Consider the following 17,897-nt stretch of genomic DNA (forward strand, 5'->3'; position numbering starts at 1 on the left):
GGAAGGCCGAAACGCTTATTGCTGCGGGCTGACGTCGACCTTGAACCACTTCATCGACAGGTTCTTGACCGTGCCGTCGGCAAGGGCTGATTTGATCGCCTCGTTGAACTTGTCGCGCAGGTCCGTATCGGCCTGGCGGACGCCGAGGCCTTCGCCCTCGCCCCAGATCGAGCCGACGATTTCCGGACCGGTGAAATCAAGCGTGTCGTTGGCGGTCTTAAACGCGTTGGCGAAATAGACGGCGTCATCGAAGCCGAGGTCGATGCGGCCGTTCTGCAGGTCGAGGTCGCGGTCGGCGCCGGTCTTGTATTCGCGGATCTCTGCGATATCGCCGAAATTGTCATAGACGAACTTGGCGTAGACGGTCGCCGCCTGGATGCCGATCGTCTTGCCCTTGAAGGCTTCCTTCAGCGCATCGATTTCCTTCACGCCGGTCTGGCCGGGCGTCATCTTGATCGTGGCACCGGTGCCGGCGGCCTTGGCCAGCGGGCTGTCCTTGGCGGTGGCGAAGGCGGCAGGGGTGGCGGCATAGGGGATGGTGAAGCCGATCACCTGCTTGCGCTCTTCGGTGATGGAAAGCGCGTCCATGATGACATCGAACTTGCCGGCATTGAGCGCCGGGATCATGCCGTCCCAGTCGGAGGCAACCAGCGTGCATTCGATCTTGGCGCGCTCACACAGAACCTTGGCAAGCTCCGGCTCGAAGCCGCCGAGCGTGCCGTCGGCATTGGTGAGGTTCCACGGCGCATAGGCGCCTTCGAGCGTGATGGTCGCCTTCGTCCAGTCCTTGGCGAAGGCGGGCGCTGCGACGGCGGAAAGAGCGGCGACGCCGCAAAACAGGATCGTGCTGAATTTCATAGATGAATTCTCCTCTGAGATTGAAACTGACCTTGCGGCACCAGGGGCCGATCTTCGCCGGCTTGCCCTTTCCGTCCTTTTTCTGTTTCGAGGACCGATTGGGAGGTTGTATATGGTACCATATGAGATATTTTGTGATATGCAAGAGGAAAGTCGGTTTATGCGCGCAAAAGGAATAGGCAATGAAGCGTTCCGGGGAGATGAAGCGGGAACTGGCGGGAAATGACAGCACCCCGCTCTATGCCGGCGTCAAGCAGGTGATCCTCGACCGCATCCACAGCGGCGAATGGCCGCCGAAATACCGCGTGCCGTCGGAAAACGAGCTTGTCGTCGAACTCGGCGTCAGCAAGATGACCGCCAACCGGGCGCTGCGCGAACTCGCCAACGAAGGCGAACTCATCCGCATCCAGGGCGTCGGCTCCTTCGTCGCCGAGCGCAAGGGCTATTCGGCGCTGTTCGAAGTGCGCAACATTGCCGAGGAAATTGCCGAACGCGGCCATATCCATGAGGCTTCCGTCGTCGTCCTCGCCCAGGAAACAGCCTCTCCCGAAATCGCCGACGCGCTCGAACTGCCGATCGGCGCGGCGGTCTTCCACTCGCTGATCGTCCACAGCGAAAACGGCGTTCCGGTGCAGATCGAGGACCGTTTCGTTCATCCGGAGGCCGCTCCCGAATATCTCGACCAGGACTTCACGACGCTCACGCCGAACGCCTATCTGACGGCCGCAGCCCCGCTCAGCGGCTCCGAACACGTCGTCGAGGCGGCGATGCCGCAGGCCTGGGAATGCAAGCTGCTGACCATCCTGAAGACCGAACCCTGCCTCACCATCCGCCGGCGCACATGGTCGGCAAGACAGATCGTCTCGACCGCCCGCCTCGTCTATCCCGGCTATCGCTACCGGCTCGAAGCCCGCAGCGGCAAGATGTTCGAAGAGTAAAACACCAGCTATCTTGTATATGGAACCTATTGCGATGCCGGCGTGAAACGCGCCACCAGCGCATGACGATCGCCCGGATAGGTAAAGCGCACATGCGTCACCGGGCCGGCGCCGCTCCAGGTGCGGCGCTCGACGACGAGGCAGGCGGTGTTTCGGGCGATATCCAGGGCCGCCGCCACCTCGGCTGTCGCGGAGACGGCGTGGATACGGTGTTCGGCGGTGCTCCACGGCACCTGGTTAAGCAGCCAGGGCCCCGGCGCCATCGCCAGGAAATCGGTATCGGCAGCTTCCGGCACGGTCGCCAGGCTGATCAGCCGCTCCTCCAGGCAGAAGGGCCGCGCCCCGGCATTGTGGATGCAGACGACCTCGACGACCGAGGAAGCGATCGGCAATTCCAGGCGACTTCTGTCTTCCGCCCTGGCCTTTCGGCTCGCCTTCTTCGAAACCGCATAGGAATAAGGCAGGTTCAGCGACTGCACTTCGGCTTTGATGTCGTGGATTTCGAGAACGGCCGACTGCGCCTGCGGCTGGGTGACGAAGCTGCCGGATTTCTTGCGGCGCTCGATCAGGCCCGCCTTGGCGAGTTGGGTCAGCACCTTGTTCACCGTCATGCGCGAGCAATCATATTGCGTGGCGAGATCGACCTCGAAGGGAATGCGGTGCCCCGGCGGCCATTCGCCCGAGACGATACGGCCCTCGATCTCGCTCAGGATGCGCTGATGCAAGGTGGGGTCCCTGCTTTGATTCATCGCCACGCTCCGGTTGTTCTCCCGCTCTAGATCGAATGCCTTGAAAGGAAAAGCGCTTTTTCAGGCAGCCAGCAATTCGCCCATCGCGGCAAGGAAACGCCGGTCGATCGCGTCACGCTCGATATGGCGCCCGCCCGCCACCCGTTTGTGGCCCCGCGTCCAGACGCAATCGACGGAAACCCCGCCCGCAAACAGCCAGTGATCGAGGATCTGGTCGCCCGAGAGATAGGGAACGGCCGTGGTATCGAGCGAAACGATATCGGCGTGATGGCCCTCGGTAAGGCCCGCCGGCGCTTTCAGCGCGGCGCCGCCGCCGGCAAGAGCGTTTATGAACAACGAAAGCGCCGTCGAGCCACCGGGAGCTGCGACGACATTGCGGGCGTGCAGCGCCAGGCGCTGCGAATATTCGAGCTGACGCAGTTCCTCCGGCACGGAGATCAGCACGTTGGAATCCGAACCGATGCCGTAACGCCCGCCCTCTTCCAGAAAAAGCGGCGCCGCAAAGGCGCCGTCGCCGAGATTGGCTTCGGTGATCGGGCAGAGGCCGGCAATCGCCCCGCTCTTTGCCATTCGCCGCGTCTCGTCTTCGGTCATGTGCGTCGCATGGATCAGGCACCAGCGCTGATCGACAGGTGCATGATCGAGCAGCCATTCCACAGGCCGCGCCCCGGACCAGGCGATGCAGTCCTCGACCTCCTTCACCTGCTCGGCGACATGGATATGGATCGGGCCATCACCCGCCATCGGCACGAGCCTTGCCAATTCCCCCGGCGTTGCGGCGCGCAGGCTGTGCGGCGCAAGCCCGAGCTCGGCGCCGTCGAGCCGGCCGGTCACCGCCCGGCATCCCTCCATCAGCCTTTCGAAGCTTTCCAGCGAATTGATGAAGCGCCGCTGGCCGTCGATCGGCGCGGCACCGCCGAAGCCGGAATGGGCATAGAAGACCGGCAGCAGCGTCAGGCCGATGCCCGTCATATCGCTTGCCGCGCCGATGCGTTCGGCAAGCTCGGCGATATTAGCATAAGCGCCGCCGTCTCTGTCATGATGGAGATAGTGGAACTCCCCGACGCGGGAAAAACCTGCCTCGAGCATTTCCGCATAGAGCTTCGCCGCGACCGCCTCGACATGATCGGGCGTCATCGCCAGGGCGAACTTGTACATGACCATGCGCCAGCTCCAGAAGCTGTCATTGGCGGGGCCGCGCACTTCGGCAAGGCCGGCCATCGCCCGCTGGAAGGCATGGCTGTGCAGGTTGCCCATGGCGGGAAGGAGGAGAGCGTGGCGCTCGTCGCCGGAGGCGGGGGAAACACCGCTTTCCACCCGCGCGATGCGCCCGGATTCCAGCGTCAGCCGCACGTCCTTCCGCCAGCCTTGCGGGGTCAGCGCCGTCTCTGCGTGAAGTGTGGTCATGGCCTTCCCTCTCCTCTTGCCGCGCCGCCGATCTTTCTTTTCCAGAAGAGCGCGCAAAATTTCTCTTGTCACCTGCTTATTATGTATATACATGTTTTGGCATAAGGAAAGGCGCAAAGCGATGACCGGGAGCAATTTTTCAGAGGAAACCGCATCCGCCGATATCAGGCCGGTGCTTTGGCGCAATGCGCGGCTCGCCACGCTCTCGCCTGAGAAAGCTGGGCTGGGCGTCGTCGAAAAGGGCGCAATCCTGGTCGAAAACGGCCGCATTACCTTTGCCGGTCGCGAAAGCGACCTGCCGGGCTCGGCCATTGAACGGTCCGAGATCGTCGATCTCGAAGGCCGCTGGGTAACTCCGGGCCTCGTCGACTGTCACACCCATATCGTTCACGGCGGCAATCGCGCCCGCGAGTTCGAAATGCGCCTTGCCGGTGCGAGCTATGAAGAAATCGCGCGCGCCGGCGGCGGCATCGTCTCCTCCGTCAAGGCGACCAATGCGCTGTCGGTCGAAGAACTGGTGGCAGAGGCTCTGCCGCGTCTCGACACGCTGCTTGCCGAAGGCGTGACGACGATCGAGGTCAAATCCGGCTACGGGCTGAACCGGACCGGCGAAGTGAAGATGCTGCAGAGCGCCCGCCTTCTCGGCCATATCAGACCGGTGCGTGTCGCCACCAGCTATCTCGGCGCCCATGCGACGCCGGTGGAATACAAGGGCCGCAACGGCGACTATCTCGATGATGTCGTCCTGCCTGGACTCGACGACATGTATCATCTCGGCCTTGCCGACGCCGTCGACGGCTTCTGCGAAGGCATCGCCTTTTCCACGGCCGAGATCACCCGCGTCTTCGACAAAGCAAAAGCGCTCGGCCTGCCGGTCAAGCTGCATGCCGAACAGCTCTCCAATCTCGGCGGCGCCAAGCTCGCCGCATCCTACGGCGCGCTTTCGGCCGATCATCTCGAATATCTCGACGAGGACGGCGTTGCCGCGATGGCTGCCGCCGGCACAGTCGCCGTACTCCTGCCCGGCGCCTTCTACGCCATCCATGAAAAGCAGAAGCCGCCGGTGGAGGCGCTGCGCCAGGCTGGTGTGCCGATGGCGATTGCCACCGATTGCAATCCCGGCACCTCGCCGCTCACCTCGATGCTGCTGACCATGAACATGTCGGCAACGCTGTTCGGTCTGACCGTTGAGGAATGCATCGCCGGCGCCACCCGCGAAGGCGCCCGCGCGCTCGGTCTGCTTGGCAAGACCGGAACGCTCGAAGCCGGAAAATCCGCAGATCTCGCGGTCTGGAATGTCGAAAGCCTCGCCGAGCTCGTCTACCGCATCGGCTTCAATCCACTTCACGCACGCGTCTTCAAGGGCGAAAGGAACGGCCGATGACCATCACGCTCCACCCGGGCTCCGTCTCGCTCAAGGATTTGGAAATCATCTACTGGACCGGCGAGCCGGCAAGGCTCGATCCCGCCTTCGATGCCGGCATAAACAAGGCTGCCGCCCGCATCGCCGAGATCGCCGCCGGCAACGCGCCGGTCTATGGCATCAATACCGGCTTCGGCAAACTCGCCTCGATCAAGATCGACAGCGCCGACGTCGCCACCCTGCAGCGCAATCTCATCCTGTCGCATTGCTGCGGCGTCGGCGCGCCGCTGCCCGAAAATATCGTGCGGCTGATCATGGCGCTGAAGCTGGTCTCGCTCGGGCGCGGCGCCTCCGGCGTGCGGCTGGAACTGGTACGGCTGATCGAAGGCATGCTTGAGAAAGGCGTCATCCCGCTGATTCCGGAAAAGGGCTCGGTCGGCGCCTCAGGCGATCTTGCGCCGCTCGCCCATATGGCCGCCGTGATGATGGGCGAGGCCGAAGCCTTCTTCGCCGGCGAACGCCTCTCCGGCGCCGAAGCTCTGGAAAGAGCGGGGCTGAAACCGGTCGTGCTCGCCGCCAAGGAAGGCCTGGCGCTGATCAACGGCACCCAGACATCGACGGCCTTAGCGCTTGCCGGCCTCTTCCGCGCCCATCGCGCCGCCCAGGCCGCCCTCATCACCGGCGCCATGTCCACCGATGCCGCCATGGGTTCTTCGGCGCCCTTCCATCCGGACATTCACACGCTGCGCGGCCATAAGGGCCAGATCGACACGGCATCCGCGCTTCGCGGCCTGCTGGAACGATCGGTCATCCGCCAGAGCCATATCGAGGGCGACGAGCGGGTGCAGGACCCCTATTGCATCCGCTGCCAACCGCAGGTCGACGGCGCCTGCCTCGATCTGTTGCGCTCGGTCGCCCGCACACTCGAAATCGAAGCCAATGCGGTCACCGACAATCCGCTGGTGCTCTCGGACAATTCCGTCGTCTCAGGCGGCAATTTCCACGCCGAACCCGTGGCCTTCGCCGCCGACCAGATCGCGCTCGCCGTCTGCGAAATCGGCGCGATCTCGCAGCGCCGCATCGCGCTGCTGGTCGATCCCACCCTCTCCTACGGCCTGCCGGCCTTCCTCGCCAAGAAGCCGGGCCTGAACTCCGGGCTGATGATCGCCGAAGTCACCTCGGCGGCGCTGATGTCGGAGAACAAGCAGATGTCGCACCCGGCCTCGGTCGATTCGACGCCGACCTCGGCCAACCAGGAAGACCATGTCTCCATGGCCTGCCACGGTGCCCGCCGCCTGCTCGGCATGACCGAAAACCTGTTCGCCATCATCGGCATCGAGGCGCTGACCGCCGCCCAAGGCGTAGAGCTGCGCGCACCGCTGTCGACGAGCCCGGAGCTTGGCAAGGCGATTGCCGCGATCCGCGCCAAGGTGCCGAGCCTCGATAGTGATCGTTACATGGCCAGGGATCTCGCCGCCGCCGCCGAACTGGTGGCGACGGGGGCGCTGAACAGCTCGGTTTCGACAGGCATTTTGCCGGTTTTGGAGAATTGAGATGATGGCGAAGGAAAAAGTCCCCTCCCCAACCCCTCCCCACAAGGGGGAGGGGCTAAGGCTAGCCGCACGCTCTGCGTTCAAAATTGAATGCAGCACGAGCCGCAGGTTAAGTCCCTCCCCCTTGTGGGGAGGGGTTGGGGAGGGGTTTTGATGACCACACCATACGAAACCCGCCAGGGCACCTCGCCCATCATCCTCGGCTTCCCCCACACCGGCACCGACGTGCCGCCTGACATCGCCGAGCGCCTCAACGAAAACGGCCGTCTCCTCGCCGATACCGACTGGCACATCCACCGGCTGTATGACGGCCTGCTCGACGATGTCACGACGGTCCGCGCCACCTTCCATCGCTACGTGATCGACGCCAACCGCGATCCGGCTGGTGTCAGCCTCTATCCCGGCCAGAACACCACCGGCCTCGTCCCTGAAACGGACTTCGACGGCAAGGCGATCTGGAAGGATGGGCAGGCGCCTGACGAAGCCGATATTGCGGCGCGGCTCAAGGATTTTCATGCGCCTTATCATGCCGCCCTTGCCGCCGAGATCGAGCGTGTCAAGGCAATCCATGGCGTTGCGATCCTCTACGATTGCCACTCGATCCGCTCGCATATTCCCTTCCTCTTCGAAGGAAAGCTGCCGGATTTCAATATCGGCACCGATATGGGCAAGACCTGCGACAGTGCCATCGAGCAGGCGGCGCTGACCGTCACGCAAGCCGCCGAAGGCTACGACAGCGTGCTCAACGGCCGCTTCAAGGGCGGCTGGACGACCCGCCACTATGGCCGGCCCGAAACCGGCGTGCATGCGATCCAGATGGAGCTTACACAATCCACGCATCTCGAAACCGAAACAGTGCCCTTCGCCTACGACACCGCCAAGGCGGACAGACTTCGCGTCCATCTCAAAGACATTCTGGTGCGCCTCGAACAGATCGCACCCGGCCTGAAACGATAACGATCACTCGACAGGGGAACCGTCATGAACAATCCACGCCACAACATCCGTGAAATCCGCGCGCCCCGCGGCAACGATCTCAATGCCAAGAGCTGGATGACCGAAGCGCCGCTGCGCATGCTGATGAACAACCTCGATCCCGACGTCGCCGAAAATCCTAACGAGCTCGTCGTTTACGGCGGCATCGGCCGCGCCGCGCGCACCTGGGAGGATTTCGACCGCATCGTCGCCACGCTGAAGACGCTGACGGAAGAGGAAACGCTGCTGGTGCAGTCCGGCAAGCCGGTCGGCGTCTTCCGCACCCACAAGGATGCGCCGCGGGTGCTGATCGCCAACTCCAACCTCGTGCCGCATTGGGCGACCTGGGACCATTTCAACGAGCTGGATAAAAAGGGCCTTGCCATGTACGGCCAGATGACGGCCGGTTCGTGGATCTATATCGGCACGCAGGGCATCGTCCAGGGCACCTACGAGACCTTCGTCGAGGCCGGCCGCCAGCATTACGGCGGCAATCTCAAGGGCAAATGGATCCTGACCGGCGGCCTCGGCGGCATGGGCGGCGCCCAGCCGCTCGCAGCCGTCATGGCCGGCGCCTGCTGCCTCGCCGTCGAATGCAATCCCGACTCGATCGATTTCCGCCTGCGCACCCGCTATCTCGACGCCAAGGCCGAGACGCTCGACGAGGCGCTTGCGATGATCGACCGCTGGACCAAGGCTGGCGAGGCCAAATCCGTCGGCCTGCTCGGCAACGCCGCCGAAATCCTGCCGGAGATGGTCCGCCGCGGCATCCGCCCCGACATGGTCACCGACCAGACCTCGGCGCACGACCCAATCAACGGCTACCTGCCGAAGGGCTGGACGATGGCCGAGTGGAAGGCCAAGCGCGAGAGCGATCCGAAGGCGGTGGAAAAGGCAGCGCGCGCCTCGATGCGCGAACATGTCGAAGCGATGATCGCCTTCTGGAACGCCGGCATTCCGACGCTCGACTACGGCAACAACATCCGCCAGGTCGCCAAGGAAGAAGGCCTCGAAAACGCCTTCGCCTTCCCGGGCTTCGTGCCGGCCTATATAAGACCGCTGTTCTGCCGCGGCATCGGCCCCTTCCGCTGGGCCGCCTTGTCCGGCGATCCGGAGGATATCTACAAGACAGACGCCAAGGTGCGGGAACTGACCCCCGGCAACACCCACCTGCACAACTGGCTCGACATGGCCAAGGAACGCATCGCCTTCCAGGGCCTGCCGGCGCGCATCTGCTGGGTCGGCCTCGGCGACCGTCACCGCCTGGCTCTGGCCTTCAACGAGATGGTCAGGAATGGTGAGCTTTCCGCACCGATCGTCATCGGCCGCGATCATCTCGACTCCGGCTCCGTCGCCTCGCCGAACCGCGAGACCGAAGCGATGAAGGACGGCTCCGATGCCGTCTCCGACTGGCCGCTGCTGAACGCCCTGCTCAACACGGCGTCGGGCGCTACCTGGGTGTCGCTGCATCACGGCGGCGGCGTCGGCATGGGCTTCTCCCAGCACTCCGGCGTCGTCATTTGCGCCGATGGCACGGATGATGCGGCGAAGCGTCTCGAACGCGTGCTCTGGAACGACCCGGCGACCGGCGTCATGCGCCACGCCGATGCCGGCTACGACATCGCCATCGACTGCGCCAAGGACAAGGGCCTGCGCCTGCCCGGCATTCTCGGGAACTGAGCTCCATGAAGATCCTGCGCGCCAGCGATCACAAGCGCATGCCGTGGAAGAACGGCGGCGGCGAAACGGTGGAAATCGCCGTTTCGCCGGAAGATGCCGGCCTTGCCGGCTTCGACTGGCGCGTCAGCATGGCGACGGTCGCAACGGACGGTCCGTTCTCGATCTTTCCCGGCATCGACCGCACGCTTGTGATTCTCGACGGCAACGGCATGGTGCTCGATATCGAGGGCAGCGCCCCGGCGCTGCTGACGACGGCAAGCGATCCCCTGGCCTTCCCGGCGGATATCCCGGTGGCGGCCAGGCTCCAAGACGGCGCGATCACCGATCTCAACGTCATGACCCGCCGCGACGGGGTCGCCCATAGGCTGACCCGAATCGATGTCGACGGTGGCAGGAGCGTGCCTCTGGCTTCGTCGGCATGCCTGCTGCTCTGCCATAGCGGCGCAGTGTCGTTTCGGTGGAACGACGAGACCGGCGCGCTTGCGGCCGGCGATGCGCTGCTGATCGAGAATGCGGCCGGAACCGAACTAAAAATCGACGGCACGGCCAAATGTTATCTCGCCTCGATGATCACAAACTGATCGCCGCACAACATATTGAAAAATATAGATCATCAAGAAATGATCGAGGCCACCGCATCGACCATTCTCATGTCAGACCATAGACGTCATTCCTCCTTTCGGTCTAAACTTTGCCTTTGTGATGCAAAAGAAGACCTAGACTGCCCCGGCATTCGGGCAGCAGGGGAGCAGGCGTGACCGATCCATACGAAATTCTCGGCGTTGAACGCGATGCGGACGAGGCGAAGCTGAAGGCTGCCTATCGCCGCCTTGCCAAGGTCGCTCATCCCGATTCGGGAGGCGATACGGAAGCCTTCGACATTTTGCAGAAAGCCTATGGGCTGCTTCTCGATCCGGTCCGCCGCAAGGTTTACGACGATACCGGCTATGACGTCGAATTCGCCGATGCCGCCGAGCTGCAGGCGCTCGTCATGATCGAGAAGCTCGTCACCGATGCGGTGCTCGACGAGCGGGCGCCTGGAAGCTTCGATCCCGTCGCCGTCATGCAGGACAGCCTCTCCGAGGAATTGCGCAAGGCGCGTTTCAGCAAGAGCGAGCTGGAGCGCCACGCCTCGCGCATCGGACTGCACCTGGAGCGGCTCGAAAAACAGTCCGGCCGCGATGTGCTCGCCCACATGTTCCGCGCCCGCATCGAAGCGATCTCCAAGGCGGTCGCGGAAACCGAGGCGAAGATCAAGGCGACCGAACGCGCCGCCGACATGCTGAGCGGCTATGTCTACGATCTCGATCCATCGCTGCTGCCGGAGGCCTCGGTCGCCAACCTCGAATGGATCGAGACCTCCAGAAACCGCTCCACCGGCTGACACCCCGCAGGTATCAATAGGAAAGCTTCGGATACCAGTCCGGTGCCCGGCCTTCCGGCGTCGAATCGAGCACGGTCCAGAGCGGCATCAGATCGGGCGCACCTCGCGGATCCTCGCCGGGATCGGCCGTGACGCCGCCCATCTCCTGGCTCCAGAAGTGGCGGATGGTGCCGTCGCGCCGCGTGAAGACATTGAAGGCAGCATCATCGCTGCCATCATTGCCGATGGCATGGTAGTCCCGGCTATAATCGTCCGTCAGATCGGAATAGAGCGGCAGGTGATGCCAGCCGCGCTCTTTTTTGAAGGCGAGCAGCCTTTCGATCGGCGAGCGGGCGACGATGGCAAGCGCGGCGCGCTGCTGGATATCGAGCGCTTCGCCGTCCCAGGCGGACAGCAGCGAGGTGCACATAGGGCACGGGCGCTCGCGTTGGGGGCCGAACATGTAGCTGTAGACGATCAGCGTCTCCTTGTCGGCGAAGAGTTCGCTGAAGCTTATCGGCCCGTCGGCGCCTTCGAAGCGATAATCTTTCTTCACTTCGCCGCCCGGCGGCAGCGCGCGGCGCTGCACCGCCACGCGCTCGATGTGCCGGCGCAATTCGATCTCTTCGGCCAGCAGCGCGTCGCGGGCGCTGCGATAGGCTTCGCTCTCATTGGGGAAACGCACGCCGTTCTTCGCCGCAAGCACGGCGGCAGGTACCAGATGCCGATTATCCATGACGATCCTCCTTCTATTGCCGCGCGTCCAACGCGCAAAGGACATGCCGAAGCCGCAACGGAATTCAACACGCCGTAAAGATGACGAACGGCGGATAGGAAAGTCGACAGCGCGCCGCGAAAAATTTACCCGTGCAATGCCGGAAAGCAAAAAGGGCGCTCGACCCTTGCGGGGAGCGCCCTTACCCTGTTGGACGGCAAGCGGCTCGACGACGTCGATACCCCATGCATCCATTTTTCAGGCAGGGCCGCTATATGTACCTTTTGCGACAGGGTTTCAAGGGGCGTTCTGCATGATCGTTGCTGGCGGCCGCTAAAAGGCGACGCCGGTTACGGGATTGACCACCGGCCGTTCGCTTTTGTCCCTGACTCCGGCCGGCTGCACCGCAGGCGGCGGCATCGATTCCGAGTCGGCGGGCTCGGGCTTGCCGGGAACGGCGCCGACATCCTTGGGCCGGCGCTGTTCGGGCTTTACGTTTTCATCATTCGTCGACATTGTCCGTCTCCTTTGAAGGAAGAAGTCACGGCCGCCGACATGGTTCCGATGACAGGAGGATGCCGATGCCCGAAAAGTTTCTGCTTCAGGGTCCGCAGGATGCGCGTTTCACGATCCTTCTTGCGCATGGCGCCGGCGCGCCGATGGATTCGGCATCGATGACGGCAGCGGCGGAGGCGCTCGCCAGCGTCGGCTTCCGTGTCGCCCGTTTCGAATTCGCCTATATGGCTGCCCGCCGCACCGGCGGGCGCAAACCGCCGCCGCGCGCCGAAATGCTCAATCCCGAATATGAGGCGGCCATCGCCGAGCTTGGCGCCGACGGCCCTCTCATCATCGGCGGCAAGTCGATGGGCGGCAGGGTCGCCAGCATGATCGCCGATGATTTGCATCATCGGGGGAAGATCGCCGGCCTGCTCTGCCTCGGCTATCCCTTCCACCCGCCCGGCCAGCCGGAAAAGCTGCGCACCGGCCATCTCAAGGAGCTGACGACGCCTACCCTGATCTGCCAGGGAACGCGCGACGAATTCGGCACGCGGGAGGAGGTGCTAAACTACGATCTTTCCGGCCGGATCGAGATCCTCTGGCTCGAGGACGGCGACCACGACCTCAAGCCGCGCAAAAAGATCTCCGGCTTCTCCAGCGCCGATCATCTTTCCACGATGGCGAAGGCGGTAAAGGCATGGGCCGAAGGGTTGCCTTCGTCAGGCTGAAAGCCTTCTGACGTCGATGCGTCGAGCCGATCTATAGTTTCTAGGGCTTGCTGGAAATTTCCCCAGCCGCCTCCCGGATCGTCTGCATCAGGATCGATTGCGGCAGCGATGGCACCGCATCGGCGCGCATCGTCAAGCCGACCGGTCCCTTGGTCTCGCCGGTATCGACCGGCAGAAGGGCCAGCCGTCCGTCGGCGATATCGTCGGCCACCACGCCGTTGGAAATGATCCAGATCGCGTCGCTTGCCCTGAGGAACGCGCGGCCGAAGGAGTCCGAAACCGTCTCGATCTGGTTCGGCAGACTGGAAACGCCGTTGGCGATGAGGAAATTTTCGACCACCGGCCGGATGATCGAACCCCGCGTCGGCATGAGCACCGTGTAGTCGGCGAAGCCGGCGAATGGCGATTGCCTGGCGCCGAGCAGCGGATGGCCGGCCCGCACGGCAAACACCACCTGCTCGGAATAGAGATGCTCGAAGGAAAAGCCGGCCATCTTCTCCGCCCCGGCCAGACGGCCGACGACGAGGTCGAGATCTCCGACGCGAAGCTGCTCCAAGAGCACGGCATTCTCGCCGGTGACGATCTTCACCCGGCTCAAGGTCCCTTCCTTGAGGAAGAGTTCCATCGCCCGGGGCATGATGCGCGACGACACCGTCGGCAGCGCGCCGATGCGGATCGGCGGTGCATCGGCGAATTGTTCCTGCGAGACGCAATCGAGCCCCTGGCGCAGCGCCGTCAGCGCCGCCCCGGCATGCCGCAGGAAGACCTCGCCGTAGCGCGTGATCTTGATGCCGCGGCCATCGCGCTCGAAAACGGCGACGCCCAGCACCTGCTCCAGCTCGCGGATCGTCTTCGTCACCGCCGGCTGACTGACATGCAGCAATTCAGCCGCCTTCATGACGCTCTTCTGCCGCGCCACCTCGACAAAGGTCTGCAGATGGCGAAACTTGACGCGGCTGTCGATCATCTCTCCCATAACTCCAGGGTTATCGAAAAGCCGATAAATATCATTTTACTTAACCGGATCAACCGTTCAATTTCATATTCAGGAGGAAACACACGTGCAGTTCGCCCGCATAAACGACGTGACGATCCACTATCAGATCATCGGCGCACCCGCCGACAGGCCTGTGATCGTCTTCGCCAATTCGCTTGGAACGGATTTCCGCATCTGGCGGGACGTCGTGGTGCGGCTTGCCGGCGAATGCGCCATCGTGCTTTACGACAAGCGCGGCCATGGCCTTTCCGATGTCGGCCAGCTTCCCGCGTCGATCGAAGACCATGCGACCGATCTCGCCGGGTTGCTCGATCTCTTGTCGGTGAAGGACGCCGTCATTTGCGGCCTCTCTGTCGGCGGCCTCATCGCACAATCGCTCTATCAGCGCCGCCCGGATCTCGTCCGCGCCCTCATCCTCTGCGACACCGCCCATAAGATCGGCACGGCAGAAAGCTGGAATGCCCGCATCGCCGCAGTCGAGAAAAACGGTATCGGCAGCATCGTCGATGCCGTCATGGAGCGTTGGTTCACCCCGGCTTTCCGCCGGCCTGAGAACACCGCCTATTCAGGCTATTGCAACATGCTGACGCGCCAGCCGGTCGAGGGTTATATCGCCGCCTGCGCCGCGATCCGCGATGCCGATTTCACCGAAGCGGCAAAGAAGATCACCGTTCCCACGATCTGCATCGTCGGCGATCAAGACGGCTCGACTCCGCCCGATCTCGTGCTCGCCACGGCGCGGCTGATCCCAGACGCCCGCTACGAGGTCATCCGCGATTGCGCGCACATCCCCTGCGTCGAGCAGCCGGAGGCGCTGACGGCGATCATCCGCACCTTCCTCACATCACTTCCGCCTGGAGAAAACAACCGATGAACGAGACCGCCTCCTCTTCGGAGCGCTATCGGCAGGGCATGGCGACCCGCCGCACCGTGCTCGGCGACGCCCATGTCGACCGCGCCGCAACAGCAACCACGGAGTTCGACCGCCCCTTCCAGGAGTTGATCACCGAAGCCGCCTGGGGTCATGTCTGGTCGCGCCCGGCGCTGACGAAGCGCGAGCGCTCGATCGTCACGATCGCCCTGCTCGCCGCCCTCGGCCAGGATGAGGAGGTTGCCATGCATGTGCGCGCCACCGCCAATACGGGCGCCTCCCGCGAGGATATCTGCGAAGCGCTGCTGCATGTGGCAATCTATGCCGGCGTTCCCGCCGCCAACCACGCGATCAAGATCGCCAAGCAGGCTTTTGCACAGATGGACGCCGAAAAGGCGGCCTGAGGGAGAGACATGTCCGAACGACCAAACAGAAAACCCGAGACCGGCGCCTTCTTCGCCCGCGACCGCGCCTGGCATCCGCCGGCGCTGACCCCCGGCTACAAAACGTCAGTGCTGCGTTCGCCGCAACGCGCGCTGCTCTCGCTCGACGGCACGATCTCCGAAACGACAGGACCGGTCTTCGGCCATTCGATGATCGGCGACCTCGACAACGACCTGATCCTGAATTATGCGCGGCCCGGCGAAAGCGCTATCGGCGAACGCATCATCGTCCATGGCCGTGTGCTCGACGAGCGCGCCAAGCCCGTCGCCGGTGCTCTGGTCGAATTCTGGCAGGCCAATGCCGGCGGGCGCTATCGCCACAAGAAGGAAACCTATCTCGCAGCGATCGACCCGAATTTCGGCGGCTGCGGCCGCGCCATCACCGATGAGGAAGGCCGCTATCATTTCCGCACCGTCCGGCCCGGCGCCTATCCCTGGCCGAACGGCGTCAACGACTGGCGCCCCGCCCATATTCATTTCTCGGTCTTCGGCCACGGTTTTGCCCAGCGCCTAATCACCCAGATGTACTTCGAGGGCGACCCGATGATCTGGAAATGTCCGATCGTCGGCACGATCCCTGACAAGGCGGCGATCGAGCAGTTGATCGCGCCGCTCGACTGGGGCAACACGATCCCGATGGATTCACGCGCCTATAAATTCGATATCGTGCTGCGCGGCCGCCGCTCGACGATGTTCGAAAACAGGCTGGAGGGCAACTGACCATGCAGCAGCTCGGCTATCTCAAGGAAACGCCATCGCAGACGGCAGGCCCCTATGTCCATATCGGTCTGACGCCGAATTTCTGCGACATATCAGGCGTCTACGACACTGATCTCGGCAACGCGATGGTCAATGACAAGACGCTCGGCGAACGTATCACGATAACCGGCCGCATCTTCGATGGCGGCGGCGCATTGGTGCGCGATGCCGTGATCGAAATCTGGCAGGCCGACAGCGCCGGCCTCTACAACAGCCCCTCGGAAATGCGTGATGCCGCCGACCCGAACTTTGCCGGCTGGGGCCGCTGCCCAACGCGCGCCGAAGACGGCGTCTATAGTTTCGACACCATCAAGCCCGGCCAGGTCCCCTTCAAGGACGGCCGCAGACAAGCCCCGCACATCACCTTTTGGATCGTCGCCCGCGGCATCAATATCGGCCTGCATACCCGAATGTATTTCCCGGAGGAGACGGAGGCCAACGCCAGCGATCCGTTGCTCCTACGCATCGAACATCGCGAGCGGGTGGCAACGATGGTCGCCACCCGCGACGGCGCGACCTGTCATTTCGATATCCATCTGCAGGGTCCGAAGGAGACGGTGTTTCTGGATATTTGAGAATATGCTGGGGGTCGGAGAGCTCCGCGCGAGCGGCCCCCTCACCCTGCCCTCTCCCCGATGGGGAGAGGGGAACAGTGTCATAAGAGATCGCCCGCTCACAAGGCGCCAGGGCTGCCCCAAGTCCCTTCTCCCCAAGGGGGTCCGAAGGACGGGTCGAGACCGGTGGCTCGACCCAGTGGTGGCGGCAGCCGGATGAGGGGGCCACCACCACAACGAGCAGACCATGACCGCATCACCCTTCGACCACCCTTTCCTCTCGGGCCTCATCGGCGACGACGAAATCGCGCCTTACTTCTCCGCCGAGGCCGATCTACGCGTCATGCTTTCCTTCGAGGCGGCGCTTGCCAAGGCCGAAGCCGCCCATGGCCTCATCCCTGCCGAAGCAGCAAAACAGATCGCCGAGACCTGCACCAGCTTTTCCCCCGATCTCACCAGCCTGCGATCGGCAACGGCAAGGGACGGCGTTGTCGTCCCCGATCTCGTCAAGCAGCTGCGCACCGCTGTCGGCGAGGAAGCGGCCAAGAGCCTGCATCTCGGCGCCACCAGCCAGGATGTCATCGACACCAGCCTGATGATCCGCCTGAAGGCCATTACCTTCCTGTTTGCCGGCCGGCTTTCCACTATTACCGCAGGGCTCGATGCGCTCGACCGCCAGTTCGGCGGCAACCGGCTGATGGGTCACACCCGCATGCAGGCGGCGATCCCGATCACCGTCTCCAACCGACTTGACGCCTGGCGCGCGCCGCTGATCACCTATCGCGACCGCCTGACCGAGCAGAGTTTTCCCGTCCAGTTCGGCGGGGCTGCCGGCACGCTCGACACGCTCGGGGCGCAAGGCCCGGCAATCCGCGCTTCGCTCGCCCAGGAGCTCGGCCTCACCGATGTCAGGCAGTGGCAGAGCGGGCGTCTGCCGATCGCCGACATCGCCGGTCTGTTCTCTTCGATTTCGGGCAGCCTCGGCAAGCTCGGCCAGGATATCGCGCTGCTCGCTCAAGCGAGCGACGAAATCGAAATCGCAGGCGGCGGCGCCTCCTCGGCGATGGCGCACAAGCAGAACCCCGTTTCCGCCGAAGTCCTGATCTCGCTCGCCCGCTTCAACGCCACGGCGCTCTCGGGGATCCACCAGTCCCTCGTCCACGAACAGGAACGCTCGGGTGCCGCCTGGACGCTGGAATGGCTGCTCCTGCCGCAAATGACGATGGCGACCGCTGCGAGCCTGCGCCTCGCCGGAGAGCTGATAGGAAATATCAAGCGGCTTGGGACGATCTGAGGTCACAGTTGGGGACCGACGTCGCGGCAAAGCCATGCGGCGGGAATTCGGGCGACAAGGCGCGGCGATTTGCTTTTTCGATCGCGCGCAACCATCTAATAGGCATGACTTACGGGAAAATGTCCCCGCCCCCGGCAGCCCATTTACCGAAA

Annotated in this window: 19 protein-coding genes; 13 read left to right on the forward strand and 6 right to left on the reverse strand. The window is 63.5% G+C overall.

The features are described from left to right. Positions 1-15: 15 nt before the first annotated feature. Positions 16-858, reverse strand: coding sequence for a transporter substrate-binding domain-containing protein (locus ATY78_RS16965; protein WP_088683479.1), 843 nt, complete (start codon positions 856-858; stop codon positions 16-18). Positions 859-1,040: 182 nt separating this feature from the next. On the opposite strand from ATY78_RS16965, the gene hutC (ATY78_RS16970) reads away from it, so the two are divergent. Next, positions 1,041-1,796 (forward strand): histidine utilization repressor, encoded by a 756-nt coding sequence (hutC, locus tag ATY78_RS16970; protein ID WP_088683480.1) that lies wholly within the window; start codon positions 1,041-1,043, stop codon positions 1,794-1,796. Between the two features lie 26 nt (positions 1,797-1,822). Here the strand turns inward: hutC (ATY78_RS16970) and hutC (ATY78_RS16975) are convergent, their stop codons facing one another. Together hutC (ATY78_RS16975) and ATY78_RS16980 are read right to left on the reverse strand one after the other, a co-directional pair. After that, on the reverse strand, positions 1,823-2,545 hold the full coding sequence (hutC, locus tag ATY78_RS16975; RefSeq protein WP_088683481.1) for a histidine utilization repressor: 723 nt from the start codon (positions 2,543-2,545) through the stop codon (positions 1,823-1,825). Positions 2,546-2,605: 60 nt separating this feature from the next. Further along, on the reverse strand, positions 2,606-3,952 hold the full coding sequence (locus ATY78_RS16980; protein WP_088683482.1) for a formimidoylglutamate deiminase: 1,347 nt from the start codon (positions 3,950-3,952) through the stop codon (positions 2,606-2,608). Positions 3,953-4,073: 121 nt separating this feature from the next. Here ATY78_RS16980 and hutI point away from each other — a divergent pair, with 121 nt between their 5' ends. The 6 genes from hutI to ATY78_RS17010 all read left to right on the forward strand — a co-directional run bounded on the left by hutI (position 4,074) and on the right by ATY78_RS17010 (position 10,907). Next, positions 4,074-5,336 (forward strand): imidazolonepropionase, encoded by a 1,263-nt coding sequence (gene hutI, locus ATY78_RS16985; RefSeq protein WP_088683774.1) that lies wholly within the window; start codon positions 4,074-4,076, stop codon positions 5,334-5,336. Beyond that, complete coding sequence (hutH, locus tag ATY78_RS16990; protein WP_088683483.1) at positions 5,333-6,868, forward strand: histidine ammonia-lyase; 1,536 nt, start codon at positions 5,333-5,335, stop codon at positions 6,866-6,868. Before hutI ends, hutH begins: the two co-directional genes overlap by 4 nt. 153 nt (positions 6,869-7,021) lie before the next feature. Then, positions 7,022-7,825, forward strand: coding sequence for an N-formylglutamate deformylase (gene hutG, locus ATY78_RS16995; RefSeq protein WP_088683484.1), 804 nt, complete (start codon positions 7,022-7,024; stop codon positions 7,823-7,825). A gap of 24 nt (positions 7,826-7,849) precedes the next feature. Continuing rightward, positions 7,850-9,523 carry a urocanate hydratase gene (gene hutU / locus ATY78_RS17000; RefSeq protein ID WP_088683485.1) on the forward strand — a complete coding sequence of 558 codons (1,674 nt, stop codon included), beginning with the start codon at positions 7,850-7,852 and terminating at the stop codon, positions 9,521-9,523. Positions 9,524-9,528: 5 nt separating this feature from the next. Further along, a complete protein-coding gene (locus ATY78_RS17005) occupies positions 9,529-10,104 on the forward strand; it encodes a HutD family protein (RefSeq protein ID WP_088683486.1) in 576 nt (191 codons plus the stop codon). Between the two features lie 173 nt (positions 10,105-10,277). Continuing rightward, positions 10,278-10,907 (forward strand): J domain-containing protein, encoded by a 630-nt coding sequence (locus tag ATY78_RS17010; RefSeq protein ID WP_088683487.1) that lies wholly within the window; start codon positions 10,278-10,280, stop codon positions 10,905-10,907. 13 nt (positions 10,908-10,920) lie between these two features. Here ATY78_RS17010 and ATY78_RS17015 read toward each other — a convergent pair whose 3' ends face one another. Both ATY78_RS17015 and ATY78_RS17020 read right to left on the reverse strand, forming a co-directional pair. Next, positions 10,921-11,622 (reverse strand): DUF899 family protein, encoded by a 702-nt coding sequence (locus tag ATY78_RS17015; RefSeq protein ID WP_088683488.1) that lies wholly within the window; start codon positions 11,620-11,622, stop codon positions 10,921-10,923. Between the two features lie 312 nt (positions 11,623-11,934). Beyond that, positions 11,935-12,117, reverse strand: a complete 183-nt coding sequence (locus ATY78_RS17020; RefSeq protein WP_088683489.1) for a hypothetical protein — start codon at positions 12,115-12,117, stop codon at positions 11,935-11,937. A gap of 65 nt (positions 12,118-12,182) precedes the next feature. Between ATY78_RS17020 and ATY78_RS17025 the strand changes: the two genes are divergently transcribed. Then, the gene (locus tag ATY78_RS17025; RefSeq protein ID WP_088683490.1) at positions 12,183-12,827 is read left to right on the forward strand and encodes an alpha/beta family hydrolase; all 645 of its coding nucleotides are present in this window, start codon (positions 12,183-12,185) and stop codon (positions 12,825-12,827) included. 40 nt (positions 12,828-12,867) lie between these two features. Here the strand turns inward: ATY78_RS17025 and pcaQ are convergent, their stop codons facing one another. After that, entirely contained in the window at positions 12,868-13,794 is a 927-nt protein-coding gene (gene pcaQ, locus ATY78_RS17030) for a pca operon transcription factor PcaQ (RefSeq protein ID WP_088683491.1), read from the reverse strand. A 94-nt stretch (positions 13,795-13,888) separates the two neighbouring features. Between pcaQ and pcaD the strand changes: the two genes are divergently transcribed. From pcaD to ATY78_RS17055, 5 genes are all read left to right on the forward strand, one after another. After that, positions 13,889-14,698 carry a 3-oxoadipate enol-lactonase gene (pcaD, locus tag ATY78_RS17035; RefSeq protein WP_088683492.1) on the forward strand — a complete coding sequence of 270 codons (810 nt, stop codon included), beginning with the start codon at positions 13,889-13,891 and terminating at the stop codon, positions 14,696-14,698. Further along, on the forward strand, positions 14,695-15,099 hold the full coding sequence (pcaC, locus tag ATY78_RS17040; protein WP_088683493.1) for a 4-carboxymuconolactone decarboxylase: 405 nt from the start codon (positions 14,695-14,697) through the stop codon (positions 15,097-15,099). Before pcaD ends, pcaC begins: the two co-directional genes overlap by 4 nt. A gap of 9 nt (positions 15,100-15,108) precedes the next feature. Further along, positions 15,109-15,858, forward strand: coding sequence for a protocatechuate 3,4-dioxygenase subunit beta (gene pcaH, locus ATY78_RS17045; protein WP_088683494.1), 750 nt, complete (start codon positions 15,109-15,111; stop codon positions 15,856-15,858). Positions 15,859-15,860: 2 nt separating this feature from the next. Then, positions 15,861-16,472: a protocatechuate 3,4-dioxygenase subunit alpha gene (gene pcaG / locus ATY78_RS17050; protein ID WP_088683495.1), complete on the forward strand. Its 612-nt coding sequence runs from the start codon at positions 15,861-15,863 to the stop codon at positions 16,470-16,472. 226 nt (positions 16,473-16,698) lie between these two features. After that, positions 16,699-17,745 carry a 3-carboxy-cis,cis-muconate cycloisomerase gene (locus ATY78_RS17055; RefSeq protein ID WP_088683496.1) on the forward strand — a complete coding sequence of 349 codons (1,047 nt, stop codon included), beginning with the start codon at positions 16,699-16,701 and terminating at the stop codon, positions 17,743-17,745. Positions 17,746-17,897 lie beyond the last annotated feature (152 nt).

Source organism: Rhizobium sp. R635, from assembly GCF_002211285.1.
Classification (GTDB): domain Bacteria; phylum Pseudomonadota; class Alphaproteobacteria; order Rhizobiales; family Rhizobiaceae; genus Rhizobium.